The following is a 17,723-nucleotide window of genomic DNA, read 5'->3' on the forward strand; positions in this document are numbered from 1 at the left end:
AACATCAAAACCCCCCGTTCCGTTCCGTATCCTGTGCCCGCTCATTCCCGGTCTGTTCGCCCGCAAGCTCCCTCAAAAGGAGTGCGAGTACGCTCCGTACACTCTCCATACGAATTTCCGCGCGGTGGCCGTTCAACCGCAGCGCCTCCACTTTTCCGCCAGAGGCGGAACCGTCGTCTGCTCCGACAGGCCCGTCGACGGCCACGAAGACCGTCCCGACGGGCTGTCCGTCCTGTGGGTCCGGGCCGGCGACGCCTGTCGTCGCGATGCCCCAGTCGGCACCCAACGCCTTGCGCACACCTGCCGCCATCTGGGCGGCGACCTGCGGATCCACCGCTCCACGCGCCGCGAGCACGGTGGCGTCGACGCCGAGCAGTTCCCGCTTCAGCTCCGTCGCGTAGGCGGTCACGGAGCCCCGGAAGGCCTTGGACGCCCCGGGGACCGCCGTGATGGCGGCAGCCACCATCCCACCGGTCAGTGACTCGGCGACCGCGAGGGTCTCGCCCCTGACGGTGAGTAGTCGCACCACGTCGGCAGCCGTGGAACTCAACCTTCCGTCCCCTTCAACGCCGCTCTGCGTTCGGCGATTCCCTTGCGGCGCAGCACAATGGCCTGTTTCACATAGTCCAGCCCGGTCGCCACGGTCAGGACGACCGCCGCCGCCATCACCCAGAACCTCAGGGTGGCCAGGGGCCCCGTCAGTGCCAGGACGTACATGCCGACGGCGATGCCCTGGGTGAGGGTCTTGAGCTTGCCACCGCGACTCGCGGGGATGACGCCGTACCGGATGACCACGAACCGCAGCACGGTGATCCCGAGTTCCCGGCCGAGGATGACGGCCGTCACCCACCACGGCAGGTCGCCCAGCGCGGACAGACAGATGAGCGCCGCCCCCATGATCGCCTTGTCGGCGATGGGGTCGGCGATCTTCCCGAAGTCGGTGACGAGGTTGTAGGTGCGCGCCAGGTGGCCGTCGAAGAGGTCGGTGATCATGGCCACGGCGAAGGCGGCCCAGGCGAACGAGCGCCAGGCCGGGTCGTACCCGCCGTTGCCGAGCATCAGCGCGACGAAGGCCGGCACGAGGAGCAGCCTCAGCATCGTCAGCAGATTGGCGACGTTCCAGACACTCGCCTGGTTGACGGCGGCGGCCGCGATCTTGCCACCGCGCCCGGCGACACCGCCCTCGGTCGCACCCCGTTCCGCGGCGCCGCGTTCCGTCGCACCCCGTGCAGCCGTTCCCGGTTCAGCCGCGCCCCCCGAAGGCGCGCGCTCCACCGGTCCCTGCGCGGCGCCCGAGGGTCCACGCGGGCCGGCCCTGCGCGCACCGGAGGAGCCGCCCGCCGCGGACGCCGGGACTCCGGTCATCTGCCGGCCTCCTCACTCCACTCGGGCGACCCCAGCAGCGGTTCGGCCACCAGGTCGACACCCTCCGTACCGACCACCTTCGCGTCGACCATACGACCGACACTCAGGCCTTCGCCGCTCGTGAGCAGCACCTGGCCGTCCGTCTCCGGCGCCTGGTGCTCCGCGCGGCCGCGCACCCCGTCCCCGTCGTCGGCGGACTCCACGGACTCGACGAGCACGCGCACGGTCGCGCCGACGCGCTCCTCGGCCCGCTGTGAGACGAGTTCCTCGGCGAGGCGGGACACACGTGCCAGCCGCTCGGCGACGACGTCCTCGTCCAGCTTGTCGCCGTAGGTCGCCGCTTCGGTGCCCTCCTCGTCGGAGTATCCGAAGACGCCGATGGCGTCGAGCCGCGCGTGGTTCAGGAACCGCTCCAGTTCGGCGAGGTCGGAGGCGGTCTCGCCCGGGAAGCCCACGATGAAGTTGGAGCGCACGCCGGCCTCGGGGGCCTTGCTCCGGATGGTGTCCAGCAGCTCCAGGAAGCGGTCGGTGTCGCCGAAGCGGCGCATCGCGCGGAGCACGTTCGGCGCGGAGTGCTGGAAGGACAGGTCGAAGTAGGGCGTGACCTTCGGGGTGGAGGTCAGCACGTCGATGAGGCCGGGCCGCATCTCGGCCGGCTGGAGGTAGCTGACGCGCACGCGCTCGATGCCGTCGACGTCGGCGAGGTTCGGCAGCAGCGACTCCAGCAAGCGGATGTCGCCGAGGTCCTTGCCGTAGGACGTGTTGTTCTCGGAGACCAGCATGATCTCCTTGACGCCCTGCTCGGCCAGCCACCGCGTCTCGTTCAGCACGTCGCTCGGGCGGCGGGAGATGAAGGAGCCGCGGAAGGACGGGATGGCGCAGAAGGAGCAGCGCCGGTCGCAGCCGGAGGCCAGCTTCACGGAGGCGACCGGGGAACCGTCCAGGCGACGGCGCAGCGGCGCGCGGGGCCCGGAGGCGGGGGCGACACCCTCGGGGAGGTCGGTCGGACCGTGCCCCGGCAGGGCGACGGAGGCACCGGCCTCCTGCCGCTCGGCGGGGCTGATCGGCAGGAGCTTGCGCCGGTCGCGCGGGGTGTGGGCGGCGTGGATGCCGCCGTTCAGGATGGTCTGCAGGCGGTCGGAGATGTCGGTGTAGTCGTCGAAGCCGAGGACTCCGTCGGCCTCCGGAAGGGCCTCGGCGAGCTCCTTGCCGTACCGCTCGGCCATGCAGCCCACCGCCACCACGGCCTGCGTTCTGCCGTGGCCCTTGAGATCGTTGGCCTCCAGGAGGGCGTCGACGGAGTCCTTCTTGGCGGCCTCGACGAAGCCGCACGTGTTCACGACGGCGACGTCCGCTTCCCCGGCGTCCTCGACGAGCTTCCAGCCGTCCGCCTCCAGACGGCCTGCGAGCTCCTCCGAGTCCACCTCGTTACGGGCGCAGCCAAGGGTGACGAGTGCGACGGTACGGCTTTCAGGCATGGGCTCAAGACTACTTCGTCCTGCCGACAGCCCACGTCGACGGGGTTGCCCGATCTTGGTCAACCCGTCCGTGTCAGCGCCTTTCGCGCCCCTATCCGGCCTGCGGGTCGCCCTTCGTGTACGTGAGGCGCTGCACGGAGCCCGGCTCGAAGTCGTCGATCTTCTTGCCGTTGACGTACAGCTGGACAGCGCCCGCGTTGCCGAGGACGAGGTCGACCTTCTCGTCGTCCTGGAAGGTCTTGGAGTCGCCCTGCTTGAGCAGGCCGTCGAAGAGCAGCCGGCCGTTGTGGTCCTTCGCGGAGAGCCAGCTGGGATCGTCGATGGCGCTGATCTTCACCGTCACCTTGTCCCGCGGTGCGGCGGCGATGGCACTCTCGGTCGGGTCCGGCTTCGGGTCGGCGGGCTTTTTCGGCTTGGCGCTCGGCGAGGCGGACTCGCCGGCCGACGGCTGCGAGCCCTCGGCGACGCTCGCCTCGGAGCCACCGTCGTCGCCGCCCTTGACGAACGTGAAGCCGACGAAGCCGATCACCGCGACGATCGCGGCGACCATGGCGGCGGTCCAGTTGGGGCCGCGCCGCTCGGGACGGATGCGTTCCGCCTCGAACAGGGGCGCGGCGGGTGTCGGCGCCGGGCGTCCACCGTGTTCGGCGTCGAACTGCGCGAGCAGTTCGGCCGGGTCGAGCCGGACGGCCTTGGCGAGGGTCCGGATGTGACCGCGCGCGTAGACGTCACCACCGCAGGGCGTGAAGTCGTCCGCCTCGATGGCGTGCACGATGGCGATCCGGACACGGGTGGCGGAGGAGATGTCGTCGACGGTCAACCCGGCGGCGATCCGTGCCTGCTGGAGGGCACGGCCGATGGAGGGGCGGGCTTCCTCGGAAACGCTGTCGGAAACGTCTTCGGTCGGACGCTCGTCTTCAGGGGAGTTGCCGTTGGACACGGGGGCGCCTTTCGAGCGTTAGCCGCCTGTGCTGGACGTTCAGTCTAGGGGGGGTACAAACGGGTGGGGCAACCGGACGACGGGACTTTGTACGCCATCGGAATGGCCCCGCGTCCCGATGGTGGACTACCTGTTTGTCATTTCCCTCAACTTGACGTACGCCATGGGGAAACGGTTGCTCAATGATCCCTAACGGGTGAGTCACGATCGGCCACCCGGCCTCCGTGACCCTCCGTCGAAGGATCCCCCCGCGTACCGTTCCCTACCCTTCAGACTCCCCCCGGATCAGCGCGAGCACGCCGTCCAGCTCGTCAGGCTTCACAAGAACGTCACGAGCCTTTGAGCCTTCGCTCGGCCCGACGATGCTCCGCGACTCCATCAGGTCCATCAGACGCCCGGCCTTGGCGAAGCCGACGCGCAGCTTGCGCTGGAGCATGGAGGTCGACCCGAACTGTGTGGAGACGACCAGCTCGGCCGCCTGGCACAGCAGGTCGAGGTCGTCGCCGATGTCCTCGTCGATCTCCTTCTTCTGCTTGGTGCCGACGGTGACGTCCTCGCGGAAGACGGGCGCCATCTGGTCCTTGCAGTGCTGTACGACGACCGCGACCTCTTCCTCGGTCACGAACGCGCCCTGCATACGGGTCGGTTTGTTCGCGCCCATCGGCAGGAAGAGGCCGTCGCCCTTGCCGATCAGCTTCTCGGCACCGGGCTGGTCGAGGATGACCCGCGAATCGGCCAGGGAGGACGTCGCGAAGGCCAGCCGGGAGGGCACGTTGGCCTTGATCAGGCCGGTGACGACGTCCACGGACGGCCGCTGGGTGGCGAGCACCAGGTGGATGCCGGCCGCGCGCGCGAGCTGCGTGATCCGCACGATCGCGTCCTCGACGTCCCGCGGTGCCACCATCATCAGGTCGGCCAGCTCGTCCACGATCACCAGCAGGTACGGGTACGGCTGCAGCTCGCGCTCACTGCCCTCGGGCGGCTTGACCTTGCCCTCGCGCACCGCGCGGTTGAAGTCGTCGATGTGCCGGTAGCCGTAGGCGGCGAGGTCGTCGTAGCGCAGGTCCATCTCGCGCACGACCCACTGGAGCGCCTCGGCGGCCCGCTTCGGGTTGGTGATGATCGGCGTGATCAGGTGCGGGATGCCCTCGTACGCGGTCAGCTCGACGCGCTTGGGGTCGACCAGGATCATCCGCACGTCCTCGGGGGTCGCCCGCATCATGATCGAGGTGATCAGGCAGTTGATGCAGGACGACTTGCCGGATCCGGTGGCGCCGGCGACCAGTATGTGCGGCATCTTCGCCAGCGAGTGCATGACGTAGCCGCCCTCGACGTCCTTGCCGAAGGCGACCAGCATCGGGTCGTCGTCCTCGGCGGACTCCGCGAGCCGCAGCACGTCGCCGAGGTTGACCATTTCCCGGTCGGTGTTGGGGATCTCGATGCCGACCGCGGACTTGCCGGGGATGGGGCTGATGATCCGCACGTCGGGGCTGGCGACGGCGTACGCGATGTTCTTGGCCAGTGCGGTGATCCGCTCGACCTTCACGGCGGGTCCGAGCTCGACCTCGTAGCGCGTGACCGTCGGCCCGCGGGTGAAGCCGGTGACGGCGGCGTCGACCTTGAACTCGGTGAAGACGGTGGTCAGCGAGGCGACTATGGCGTCGTTGGCGGCGCTGCGCGCCTTGCCGGGCCCGCCGCGGGTGAGCATGTCGAGGCCCGGCAGCGAGTAGGTGATGTCGCCGGAGAGCTGAAGCTGCTCGGCGCGCGGCGGCAGGTCCCGCTCCTTGGGGAGCGGCGTCTTGGTGAGGTCGGCGACCACCGCCGCACCGCCGTCGGGGTCGTCCTTCCGCGCCTTGTCCTGCTTGAGCTTCCCGGGCTGCGGCCGCGCGGCCGGCACGGGCGTCGGAGTCGGCGACGTCGACTCGCGGTCCCCCGTGCTCACGCCCTGGGTGAGGTCGGCGACCAGCGGCGAGGGCGGCATCCCGTGCAGCACGGCGCCGTCGAGCGCGGCGGCGGCCGCGGCGGCGACGTCCACGGCGTCCATCGGCCGGTTCATGTCGGGCTGCGGCACGGCGGACCGCCTGGGCCTGCCGCGACGCCGGGTGAGCGCCTCCTCCTCGGCCGCGTCGGGGTCGTACGGCTCCGCCGCCGGTCCCCCGCCGCGCCTGCGGGGCTTGGCCGGCAGCGCCTCGCGCCACTGCTCCTCGTAGCGCTCGTCGTCCTCGCCGAACGCGTCGGCCTCCGCCTCCGGGTCGCGGACGAGGCCGAGCCGTACGCCGAGCAGCCGCAGCCGCTGCGGGATGGCGTTGACCGGAGTGGCCGTGACGACCAGCAGCCCGAAGACGGTGAGCAGCACGAGCAGCGGCACGGCCAGGACGTCGGTCATCGTGTACGACAGCGGGGTCGCCGCACTCCAGCCGATGAGGCCGCCGGCGTCCCTTATGGCCTGCATGCCGTCGCCGCGGGCCGGTGAGCCGCAGGCGATGTGCACCTGCCCGAGGACGCCGATGGCGAGCGCGGACAGGCCGATCACGATCCGGCCGTTGGCCTCGGGTTTCTCCGGGTGCCGGATCAGGCGCACGGCGACGGCGCCGAGCAGGATCGGCACCAGCAGGTCGAGACGGCCGAAGGCGCCGGTCACCAGGATCTCGACGAGGTCGCCTACGGGGCCCTTGAGGTCGGCCCAGGTACCCGCGGCGACGATCAGCGCGACGCCGAGCAGCAGCAGCGCGACGCCGTCCTTGCGGTGCGCCGGGTCGAGGTTCTTCGCGCCCTGCCCTATCCCGCGGAAGACGGCGCCGACGGCGTGCGCGATGCCCAGCCAGAGGGCGCGCACGAGCCGGTAGACGCCTCCGGTCGGGCTGGGTACCGGTTGGGGCGCGGGCTTCTTCACCGCGGCCTTCTTGGCGGGCGCCTTCTTGGCGGGCACTTTTTTCGCAGCGGCCTTCTTCGCCGGACCCTTCGCGGGAGCGGCCGCCTTCTTCGCGGGCTGCTTCTTGGCTGCGGAGGGACGTGAGGCCATAGGTGTGAGGTTACCGGGGGAGACGGCGGTCGACACGTGTGCCCACCGCTTCACCCGTTCGTGTCGTCCACGCAGGAGACCGGAACTGACGCCTCCGGTACAGGCGCTGACATGCCCTCACGGGCCGACTCACCGAGCCGGCCCGCCAACGGACGTCAGTTGACCGCGGCCTGGCCTCCGGACGCACCCGGCTCCAGGGCGTCCAGCGCCCGCCGCAGTCCGGTGAGCTTGCGCTCCAGATGTGCCGCCGTCGCCACCGCGGCCGCGTCCGTCGACTCGTCGCCGAGCTGCTTGGAGAGCGCCTCGGCCTGCTCCTCCACGGCCGCCAGCCGCGCCGACAGCTCGGCGAGCAGTCCCGCCGGCTCCTTGGCCTCACCGGCCGCGGCCTTGCCGCCGCCCTCCAACTGGAGGCGCAGCAGTGCCGCCTGCTCACGCAGCTGGCAGTTCTTCATGTACAGCTCGACGAAGACGGAGACCTTCGCGCGCAGCACCCACGGGTCGAACGGCTTGGAGATGTAGTCCACCGCGCCCGCCGCGTACCCCCGGAAGGTGTGGTGCGGGCCGTGGTTGATCGCGGTGAGGAAGATGATCGGGATGTCCCGGGTCCGCTCCCGTCGCTTGATGTGCGCGGCGGTTTCGAAACCGTCCATGCCCGGCATCTGGACGTCCAGCAGAATGACCGCGAAGTCGTCCGTGAGCAGTGCTTTGAGCGCTTCCTCCCCGGACGATGCCCGCACCAGCGTCTGATCGAGCGCCGAGAGGATCGCCTCCAGCGCCAGCAGATTCTCCGGCCGGTCATCGACCAGGAGGATCTTGGCCTTCTGCACCATGGCCCGCCCTCCTCGCCCCGGCGTGGGGCCTCCCCTGTCCGCAGGACTTGAGGCAGCACCGGCGGGCGCCGCCCCAGGGGACGACTCCCTTGCGCCGCCCGTCCCTGTGCCGGTCATCGTAGCCGCACCCCGCCTGTCGCCACACCCTGTCACCGCGATGTCACTGTGCACGTAGCAGAAACGCAGCGGGAGACCAGAAGGTTCCCCGAATCCCGTACTTCTACACGACTTCGGGCACACTGAGTCAGCAACTCCGTGTGAACGCCGAAGGTTCCCGCCGCTCGCGTACACCCACGTTCGCACACTGCCCGAACGTGCCGCGCGGACGGTGCCCGCACATACCGCGGGCACACTGCCCGTACGTACCGCCCGGTGCCCGTACGAACCTACTCCTCACTCCTCCCGCATCCACTGCCGCATCACCGTCAGCAGGTGATCGGGGTCGACCGGCTTGGTCACGTAGTCGGACGCGCCCGACTCGATCGCCTTCTCCCGGTCGCCCTTCATCGCCTTCGCGGTCAGCGCGATGATCGGCAGGCCGGCGAACTGGGGCATCCGGCGAATCGCCGTGGTCGTGGCGTACCCGTCCATCTCGGGCATCATGATGTCCATCAGGACGACCGCCACGTCCTCGTGCTGCTCCAGTACCTCGATGCCCTCGCGTCCGTTCTCGGCGTACAGCACGGACAGGCCGTGCTGCTCCAGGACGCTGGTGAGCGCGAAGACGTTGCGGATGTCGTCGTCGACGATCAGCACCTTCTGCCCGCCGAACCGGATGCCCCGGCTCGGCTGCGGCGCGGCCTCCTGCTCGGCGGCCGGCTGCTGCTCCCGCGCCGCGGGCAGGTCCTCGGTCTCCGGGGTCGCCCTGCGGCGGCGACGGAACAGCGTCGCGGCACCGTTCTGCGCGTCCTGGTACGACCTCACCTCGGCCGGCGGTTCCGCCTGCGACCCGGACGGCTCGGGCATCGCGCCCGGAGTGGCGAGCGCCCCGCCGGACTCCAGGGCCGGATAGGGCTGCTGGTAGCCGTGTGCGGGCAGCTCGCTCGGGTGCAGCGGCAGGTAGAGCGTGAACGTCGACCCGCGGCCGGGCTCGCTCTGCGCGTGGATCTCACCGCCGAGCAGTTGCGCGATCTCCCGCGAGATGGACAGCCCCAGACCCGTACCGCCGTACTTGCGGCTGGTGGTGCCGTCCGCCTGCTTGAACGCCTCGAAGATCACCCGCATCTTGCTCGCCGCGATCCCGATACCGGTGTCGCTCACGGAGAACGCGATCAGCTCCGCGTCCGGGTCGGTCATCGAACCGGCTTCCAGCAACTGCTCCCGGATGCCCTGCGGAACGTCGTCCCGGGCCGGCCGGATGACCAGCTCGACGGCGCCCGAGTCGGTGAACTTCACGGCGTTGGACAGCAGATTGCGCAGCACCTGGAGGAGCCGCTGCTCGTCGGTGTGCAGCGTGGCGGGCAGTTCCGGCGACACCCGCACCGACAGGTCCAGGCCCTTCTCCGCGGTCAGCGGCCGGAAGGTGGCCTCGACGTAGTCGACGAGCTGGACGAGCGCGATGCGCGTCGGGGAGACGTCCATCTTGCCCGCCTCCACCTTCGACAGGTCGAGGATGTCGTTGATCAGCTGGAGCAGGTCGGAGCCGGCGCCGTGGATCGTCTCGGCGAACTCGACCTGCTTCGGGGACAGGTTCGCGTCGGCGTTGTCGGCGAGCAGCTTGGCCAGGATCAGCAGCGAGTTGAGCGGCGTACGCAGCTCGTGCGACATGTTGGCGAGGAACTCGCTCTTGTAGCGCATCGAGACCGCGAGCTGCTCGGCGCGCTCCTCCAGGACCTGCCGCGCCTCCTCGATCTCGGTGTTCTTCACCTCGATGTCGCGGTTCTGCTGCGCCAGCAGCTCGGCCTTCTCCTCCAGTTCGGCGTTGGACGACTGGAGCGCCTTCTGCCGCTGCTCCAACTCCTCCGACCGCTCGCGCAGTTGCTCGGTCAGCTCCTGCGACTGGCTCAGCAGCACCTCCGTCTTGGTGTTGACGGAGATGGTGTTGACGCTCGTCGCGATCATCTCGGCGATCTGGTTGAGAAAGTCCTTCTGGATCTGCGTGAACGGGGTGAAGGACGCCAGCTCGATGACGCCGAGCACCTGCCCCTCGAACAGCACCGGCAGGACGATCACCTGGGCGGGCGGGGCCTCCCCGAGCCCGGAGGAGATCTTCAGGTAGCCGCTCGGCGCGTTCTCCACCAGAATCGTGCGCTTCTCCTCGGCGGCCGTGCCGACCAGCGCCTCCCCCGGCCGGAAGGACGTGGGCATGGAGCCCACCGAATAGCCGTACGACCCGAGCATGCGCAGCTCGTACTGGTCCTCGTGGGCGCCGGCCTGTTCCTGCCCCTCGGCATAGGGCATGGCGAGGAAGAACGCGCCGTGCTGCGCGGAGACCACCGGGGTGAGCTCGCTCATGATCAGCGAGGCCACGTCCTGGAGGTCCCGGCGGCCCTGCATCAGCGCGGAGATCCGGGCCAGGTTGCCCTTGAGCCAGTCCTGCTCCTTGTTGGCGATCGTGGTGTCGCGCAGGTTGGCGATCATCTTGTTGATGTAGTCCTGGAGCTCGGAGATCTCCCCGGAGGCGTCCACGTCGATCTTCAGGTTCAGGTCGCCGCGGGTCACCGCGGTCGCCACGCGCGCGATGGCACGCACCTGCCGGGTGAGGTTCCCCGCCATCTCGTTCACGGACTCCGTCAGGTCCCGCCAGGTGCCGTCGACGTCACGCACGCGCGCCTGGCCGCCGAGCTGGCCCTCGGTGCCCACCTCGCGGGCCACGCGGGTGACCTCCTCGGCGAAGGACGACAGCTGGTCGACCATCGTGTTGATGGTCGTCTTCAGCTCCAGGATCTCGCCGCGCGCGTCGATGTCGATCTTCTTGGTCAGGTCGCCCTTGGCGATCGCCGTCGTCACCATGGCGATGTTGCGCACCTGACCGGTCAGGTTGGACGCCATCTGGTTCACCGACTCGGTGAGGTCCTTCCAGGTGCCGGCCACCCCCGGCACCTGCGCCTGGCCGCCCAGGATGCCGTCGGTGCCCACCTCGCGGGCGACCTTGGTCACCTGGTCGGCGAAGGACCGCAGCGTCCGCACCATGGTGTTGAAGGTGTCGGCGAGCTGCGCGACCTCGCCGCGCGCCTCGATCGTCACCGTCCGCGTCAGGTCACCGTTGGCGACGGCCGCGGCCACCTGGGAGATGTTCCGCACCTGGACCGTGAGGTTCTTGGCCATCAGGTTGACGTTGTCGTTGAGGTCCTTCCAGATGCCCACGACGCCGGGCACGCTCGCCTGGCCGCCCAGGATGCCCTCGGTGCCCACCTCGCGCGCCACGCGCGTGACCTGCTCGGCGAAGGACGACAGCTGGTCCACCATCGTGTTGACGGTGGTGACGAGTTCGAGGATCTCACCCTTGGCGTCGACGGTGATCTTCTTCGACAGGTCACCCTTGGCGACGGCCGTCGTGACCTCGGCGATGTTGCGCACCTGCATGGTCAGGTTGTTGGCCATGCCGTTCACGGACTGCGTGAGGTCCTTCCAGGTACCGGAGACGCCCTGCACCTCCGCCTGACCGCCGAGGATGCCCTCGGTGCCCACCTCACGCGCGACACGCGTGACCTCCTGGGCGAACGACGACAGCTGGTCCACCATCGTGTTCAGCGTGTTCTTCAGCTCCAGGATCTCCCCGCGCGCGTCCACGGTGATCTTCTGGGACAGGTCACCGCGGGCCACCGCCGTCGCGACCTGCGCGATGTTGCGCACCTGCGCGGTCAGGTTCCCGGCCATGCCGTTCACCGAGTCGGTCAGGTCGCGCCACACACCGGCGACCCCCGGCACCTGTGCCTGACCGCCGAGGCGGCCCTCCGTGCCCACCTCGCGGGCGACCCGGGTGACCTGCTCGGCGAAGGCGGAGAGCTGGTCGACCATCGTGTTGATGGTGTTCTTCAGCTCCAGGATCTCGCCGCGCGCGTCGACGTCGATCTTCTGCGACAGGTCGCCCCGCGCCACCGCCGTCGTCACCTGGGCGATCTGCCGCACCTGGGAGGTCAGGTTGCCCGCCATGAAGTTGACGGAGTCCGTCAGCTCCTTCCAGGTCCCCGACACGCCGTCGACGCGGGCCTGACCGCCGAGACGGCCCTCCGTGCCCACGTCCCGGGCCATCCGGGTGACCTGGTCGGCGAAGCTCGACAGCTGGTCCACCATCGTGTTCACGGTGTTCTTCAGCTGGAGCATCTCGCCGGAGACGTCCACGGTGACCTTCTGCGACAGGTCACCGTTGGCCACCGCCGTCGTCACCTGGGCGATGTTCCTCACCTGACCGGTGAGGTTGCGGAACGCGGTGTTGACCGAGTCGGTCAGGTCCTTCCACGTCCCCGCCGCCCCCGGCACCTGCGCCTGACCACCCAGCTCACCCTCGACACCGACCTCGCGGGCCACCCGCGTGACCTCGGCACCGAAGGCGGACAGCTGGTCCACCATCGTGTTGACGGTGTTCTTCAGCTCCAGCATCTCGCCGGCCACGTCCACCGTGACCTTCTGCGACAGGTCACCACTGGCCACGGCCGTCGTCACCGCGGCGATGTCGCGCACCTGGGTGGTCAGGTTCCGGAAGACGGTGTTGACGGAGTCCGTCAGGTCCTTCCAGATCCCCGCCGCGCCCGGCACGTTCGCCTGACCGCCGAGCTGCCCCTCGCCGCCGGTCTCGTTGGCGACGCGGGTGACCTCGTCGGCGAAGATCCGCAGCGTCTCGGTCATCTGGTTGATCGTCTCGGCGAGCTGCGCGACCTCGCCCCGGGCCGGCACCGTCACCTTCTTCGACAGGTCGCCGTTGGCGACCGCGGTCGTCACGTGGGAGATCTCGCGCACCTGGGCCGTCAGATTCCCGGCCATGGTGTTGACGGAGTCGGTGAGCTCCTTCCACACCCCGGCCACGCCCGGCACCTGGGCCTGCCCGCCCAGGGCGCCCTCGGTGCCCACCTCCCGGGCGACGCGCGTCACCTCGGAGGAGAACGCGGAGAGCTGGTCCACCATCGTGTTGACGGTGTTCTTCAGCTCCAGCATCTCGCCGGCCACGTGAACCGTGACCTTCCGGGACAGATCGCCCTTGGCCACCGCCGTCGTCACCAGCGCGATGTCCCGCACCTGAGCGGTGAGCCGGTACGCCATCGTGTTGACCGAGTCCGTCAGGTCCTTCCACGAACCCGACATACCGCGCACCTGGGCCTGTCCGCCCAGCTTGCCCTCGGTACCGACCTCACTGGCCACCCGCGTGACCTCGTCCGTGAACGTCGACAACTGGTCGACCAGGTTGTTCACGGTCCGCCCGACCTTCAGGAACTCGCCGCGCAGCGGGTGACCGGCGCCCTCCACCGTCTGCGTCCGCAATTCCATACGCGGCGACAGATCACCGTCCGCCACCGCCGACAGCACCCGGCTGACCTCGGAGACGGGCCGCACGAGGTCGTCCACGAGCGCGTTCGAGTTGTCGATCGCGGTCGCCCAGGACCCCTCGCAGGCACCCGTCTCCAGCCGTTCCGTGAGTTTTCCCTCACGCCCGACCATGCGCCGCACCCGGGCCAGCTCGCCCGTGAGGTGCAGATTGCGGTCGGCCACCTCGTTGAAGACCGCCGCGATCTCCGACATCACGCCGTCGCCGGACACCGTGAGCCGTTTGCGGAAGTTGCCCTCCCGCATGGCGACCAGAGCCGCCAGCAGCCGGTTCAGCGCGGCCGTGTCCACGGTCGTACTTCCGCCCCGCGTTCTGCCCTGGTTACTCAGGGACTGTCCGCCTTTCGCGCGCGCCTTAGTGCCCCGCGTCGCTGCGCCAGACTCCACTGTGTCCCTCCCGCAGGGGTCGACCGTTACTGCTGTGCCCGGTTGCCACCGCTCGGCGAACCGGTTACTGCCGCGTATTCTCTGTGCTGCCACGCGATCCGGACCGGCTTGTCCGACCGCTCCCGGGCCTGCTGCCCGCCGCACTCGGTGCGCATTCAGCCTGCCCGGACTTCATAAGAAGCCTGCCCAGTGTTTCACCCCGGCCGAACCAGGCCATAACAGTTCGGCAGCTTCGCACATCGTCCGCACACCCTCTGGGCGGAAACACTGCAGACCGGCATCCGCAGGGACGGCGAAGGTAAGTAACCTTGCATGCGGCTGTCCAGCCGTGCCGGTCCGTCCGGCCTGGACGGTGGCACGGAGACGAGCGGGCATCGGAGGGGCGGCCGGACATGACCACCGGACTGATCCCGGGGGAGCAGCCCCCGGATCCCGGGCCGACGGGTGGACTGCCGCAGCAGCGGCGCGAGCCGGTCGGCCATGAGGCCGTGCACGGGGAAAGAGGGTCGAGGAGTTCTGTGATCACCGCGCGCGCGGCCGCCAGCTTCGAGCCCGTCGGACGATCGGTGGCGAGCGCCCGGTCCTTCGTCCGGGACACGCTCCAGGGCTGGGGCCAGGCCGACATCGTCGACGACGCGGTGGTGCTCACCAGCGAACTGGTGACCAACGCCGTGGTGCACGCCGGCACCACCGCCGACGTCCTGTGCCTGCGCAGCGACGACGGCGTACGGATCGAGGTGGCCGACCACTACCCCGAGCGCGAGGTCCCCCTCCAGGGCTCTCCCGCGGACATGGGCAGCCTGGACCGCGAGGGCGGCCGCGGCCTCCAGCTGTGCGCGGCCCTGGCCGACCGCTGGGGCGTCGAGTACACGCCCACGCTCAAGAACGTCTGGTTCCACCTCCATCTCCCGGAGCGCCCGGTCGGCACCCGCGCCGCCGGCCCCTCCCTCCCGGCCGACCTGCTCCCGCTCGCCGACGCCCGTGTCCGCGTCGCCGTCGTCCAGATCGACCGCGCCGGCGCCGTCACGTCCTGGAACGAGGACGCCGAGGACCTCTTCGGCTACTCCGCCGAGCAGGTCATCGGCAAGCCGCTGACCGACCTCACCGCCTGGCCGCACACGCCGGGCACCAGCACCGGTGTCGCCGAGGCGCTCCAGCTCTCCCGCTGGGAGGGCAGCTACGGCATGCGGGGCGCCGACGGCCGCGTCACACCGGTCTACGCCTCCCACCTCCGCGTCCGCGACGCCGGCGGCGAACCCTCCACGGTCTGCCTCCTCGTCCGGGACAACGAACGCGCCGTCCTGCAGACCCCGATGCGCGGACCGGCCTCCGACGCGTCGTCCGGCGAGAGCCAGAGTGCCGATCCCTTCGAGGTCTTCATCGGCTCCCCCGCCCCGGACGACCTCGACGGGCTGCTCCAGCGCACCGTCGAGCGCGCCCGCGACATGCTCGACGCCGACGCCGCCTTCCTGCTCCTGGCGACCGACGACGAGACGGAGTTGGAGGTCCGCGCCTCCACGGGCCTGCCCTCCGCCCGCCAGCGCTTCGCCCGCGTCCCCGTCGAGGCCGGCCCCGGACGCTACGGCTCCGCCCGCATGCCCGCCGTCCACGACGACCTGGAGGCCGTCCCCGGCGCCGTCCCGCTGCTGAACGGCACCGGCATGCGCTCGGTCGTCACCGTCCCCCTCAAGGTCGAGGGTCGTCTCACCGGCTCCCTCGGCGTCGCGGCCGAGTCCGCCGCCCGGTACTCCAACGAGGAGGCCCTCCGCCTCCAGTTCGCCGCCGACCGCATCGCCCTGGCCGTCGAGTCCGCCCGCCTGGGCGAGCTGGAACGGCTGCGCCGCGGCTCCCTCAGCTTCCTCGTCGAGGCCTCCGACCTCCTCGCCGGCACCCTGGACCGTGACCAGACCCTGGCCCTGATGGCCCAGATGACGGTCCCGACGCTGGCCACCTGGTGCGCCGTCTACACGATCGCCGACCAGGCCTCGGACCCGTACCTCTCCTACGTCCTGCACGAGGACGAGGAGCTCATCGACGGCATCAAGTCCCTGCTCTCGAAGATCTCCCCGCCCGATCCGGTCCCCTCCCCGGGCGCCCGCGTGTGGACGGCTCCCGGCGAGCTTGCCCACCAGGCGGCCCTGCGCACCTCCATGCGCGACCTGGGCCTGCGCGGCGGCCCGACACCCAAGCTGAACTCCGGAATCGGCCCGAGCCTGGCCACGGCCTCCGCGGTCGGCGGCGAGACCGTGGTCCTCCCGCTGGTCGCCCGCAACCGCGTCATCGGCATGCTCACGCTCGGCAAGCCGACCGACGAGCACTTCCGCCAGGAGATCCTGGAACTGGCCGAGGACCTGTCCCGCCGAGCCGCCCTGGCCCTGGACAACGCCCGCCTCTACTCCGAGCGGACGGCCATCAGCCAGTCCCTCCAGCGCAGCCTCCTGCCGCCCGAGCTTCCCCTGATCGACGGCGTCGAGGTCGAGGTCATCTACCGCGCGGCCGGCGAGGGCAACGAGGTCGGCGGCGACTTCTACGACCTGTTCCCCATCAGCGACGGCGCCTACGGCTTCGCCATCGGCGACGTCTGCGGTACGGGCCCGAACGCGGCGGCCGTCACCGGCCTGGCCCGGCACGCCCTGCGCCTGCTGGCCCGCGAGGGGCTCAGCGGCCCCGCGGTCCTGGAGCGCCTCAACTCGGCCATCCTCGACGAGGGCGCCCGCAGCCGCTTCCTCACCCTCCTCTACGGCGAGATGCGCCCGCAGGAGGACGGCAGCGCCGAGCTGAGGGTGGTCTGCGCCGGCCATCCGCTGCCGCTCCGCCTGCGCCAGGACGGCACGGTCGAACCGGCGGCGGAGCCGCAGCCGCTCCTCGGCGTCATCGAGGACCTGGAGCTGTACGAGGAGACGGTCACCCTCGACCCGGGCGACGTACTGCTCTGTGTCACGGACGGCGTGACCGAACGCCGCGAGGGCACGCGCATGCTGGGCGACGACGGCCTCGCCGACGTCCTCACCACGTGCACGGGCCTGACGGCCGGCGCGGTGGCGGCACGCATCATGCGCGCGGTCGAGCGCTTCGCCTCCGACGCCCCGTCCGACGACATGGCGATTCTCGCGATGCGCGTCCCGGAGCCGCACACGGACTGACCCGCAGGGTCAGAACATGCGAAAGGCCCCGCCCAATTGGGCGGGGCCTTTGCGATGGAGCCCCCAAACGGAATCGAACCGTTGACCTTCTCCTTACCATGGAGACGCTCTGCCGACTGAGCTATAGGGGCCTGTCGCTTTGCGAGGTTTCCCTCGCGGCAACGGAATAGATCATACCCCGAACAGACCGGTGCTCCCAACCACGGCTTTCAGAAAGCCGGCTGCAGCAGCCCGCCCAGGGCATTGCAGGCGGACACGATCCGCTGCATGTCCCGCTTGGTCAACGAGGCGTCGACCGGCAGCGCGAGTGTCTCGTCGGCGGCCCGCTCCGTCTCCGGCAACGACACGCACCGCCTGAATCCGGGCATCCTGTGCACGGGCGTCTTCACCGGCACCCGGCACTCGACTCCCCTCCCCCGCACGGCCCGGGCGAACGCGTCACGATCCGGCCGCCCGTTGCCCGGCACCCGCACCACGTACTGCTGATACGTGTGCCCCTCACCCCAGTCCGGGGTACGCACGCCCCTCAACTTCCCGTCGAGGTAGGCGGCCCGCTGCCTGCGCTGCGCCACCTCGTCGTACGGCAGCTCGGACTCGCCCTGCTCCAGCACGAGCAGCCCGTGCCGCTGCCCGACTCGGTGCAGCGGCCCCAGGTCCGCCGGCCGCCCGAAGCGGTGTACGGCGACCACGGCCGCGGTCCGCGACGTCAGCGCCGCCTCCACCGAGGCGGCGTCCAGACAGTACGTCTCCGGATCTATGTCCGCGAACACCGGCAGCGCGCCGACCAGCGCCACGGCCTCGGCGACTTCCACGTTCCCGAAGGCAGGTACGACGACCTCGTCGCCGACTCCTACGCCGGCGGCCCTGAGCATTGCTGCGGTACCCATATGAGTGATGGTCGTAGCGCAACGTGAACTTCAAGTGACGGAAAACAAAAAAGGGTTGGACCCGGAACCGAAGTTCGGGGTCCAACCCTTTGAATGATTGTTCGGCGGCGTCCTACTCTCCCACAGGGTCCCCCCTGCAGTACCATCGGCGCTGTAAGGCTTAGCTTCCGGGTTCGAAATGTAACCGGGC

General features: G+C 70.1%; 9 protein-coding genes, 1 tRNA gene and 1 rRNA gene. 1 reads left to right on the top strand and 10 read right to left on the bottom strand.

Annotated elements, in window-relative coordinates; genetic code table 11:
• Positions 1-4 precede the first annotated feature (4 nt).
• The 7 genes from ACIQ6R_RS29935 to ACIQ6R_RS29965 form a co-directional block, all read right to left on the bottom strand.
• Positions 5-550 carry a CinA family protein gene (locus ACIQ6R_RS29935; RefSeq protein WP_404224703.1) on the bottom strand — a complete coding sequence of 182 codons (546 nt, stop codon included), beginning with the start codon at positions 548-550 and terminating at the stop codon, positions 5-7.
• Positions 547-1,365, bottom strand: coding sequence for a CDP-diacylglycerol--glycerol-3-phosphate 3-phosphatidyltransferase (gene pgsA, locus ACIQ6R_RS29940; RefSeq protein ID WP_404224705.1), 819 nt, complete (start codon positions 1,363-1,365; stop codon positions 547-549). The genes ACIQ6R_RS29935 and pgsA overlap by 4 nt, the downstream gene beginning before the upstream one ends.
• Entirely contained in the window at positions 1,362-2,843 is a 1,482-nt protein-coding gene (gene rimO, locus ACIQ6R_RS29945; RefSeq protein WP_404224706.1) for a 30S ribosomal protein S12 methylthiotransferase RimO, read from the bottom strand. Before rimO ends, pgsA begins: the two co-directional genes overlap by 4 nt.
• A 91-nt stretch (positions 2,844-2,934) precedes the next feature.
• Positions 2,935-3,783 (bottom strand): helix-turn-helix domain-containing protein, encoded by an 849-nt coding sequence (locus tag ACIQ6R_RS29950; RefSeq protein ID WP_404224707.1) that lies wholly within the window; start codon positions 3,781-3,783, stop codon positions 2,935-2,937.
• A 262-nt stretch (positions 3,784-4,045) separates the two neighbouring features.
• Positions 4,046-6,805, bottom strand: a complete 2,760-nt coding sequence (locus ACIQ6R_RS29955) for a DNA translocase FtsK (protein WP_404224709.1) — start codon at positions 6,803-6,805, stop codon at positions 4,046-4,048.
• A gap of 155 nt (positions 6,806-6,960) precedes the next feature.
• Positions 6,961-7,635 (bottom strand): response regulator, encoded by a 675-nt coding sequence (locus tag ACIQ6R_RS29960; protein WP_345636616.1) that lies wholly within the window; start codon positions 7,633-7,635, stop codon positions 6,961-6,963.
• A gap of 393 nt (positions 7,636-8,028) precedes the next feature.
• Entirely contained in the window at positions 8,029-13,503 is a 5,475-nt protein-coding gene (locus tag ACIQ6R_RS29965) for a HAMP domain-containing protein (protein WP_404224711.1), read from the bottom strand.
• Positions 13,504-13,895: 392 nt separating this feature from the next.
• Between ACIQ6R_RS29965 and ACIQ6R_RS29970 the strand changes: the two genes are divergently transcribed.
• Positions 13,896-16,646, top strand: coding sequence for a SpoIIE family protein phosphatase (locus tag ACIQ6R_RS29970; protein ID WP_404224713.1), 2,751 nt, complete (start codon positions 13,896-13,898; stop codon positions 16,644-16,646).
• Positions 16,647-16,701: 55 nt separating this feature from the next.
• On the opposite strand, the gene ACIQ6R_RS29975 is transcribed toward ACIQ6R_RS29970, so the two are convergent.
• From ACIQ6R_RS29975 to rrf, 3 genes are all read right to left on the bottom strand, one after another.
• A tRNA-Thr gene (locus ACIQ6R_RS29975) sits at positions 16,702-16,777 on the bottom strand.
• Between the two features lie 78 nt (positions 16,778-16,855).
• Positions 16,856-17,518: a DegT/DnrJ/EryC1/StrS family aminotransferase gene (locus tag ACIQ6R_RS29980; protein ID WP_404224724.1), complete on the bottom strand. Its 663-nt coding sequence runs from the start codon at positions 17,516-17,518 to the stop codon at positions 16,856-16,858.
• A 114-nt stretch (positions 17,519-17,632) separates the two neighbouring features.
• Positions 17,633-17,723 (bottom strand): 5S ribosomal RNA (gene rrf / locus ACIQ6R_RS29985); the annotation flags it as partial.

Source organism: Streptomyces sp. NPDC096048 (genome assembly GCF_044763415.1).
Taxonomy (GTDB): domain Bacteria; phylum Actinomycetota; class Actinomycetes; order Streptomycetales; family Streptomycetaceae; genus Streptomyces.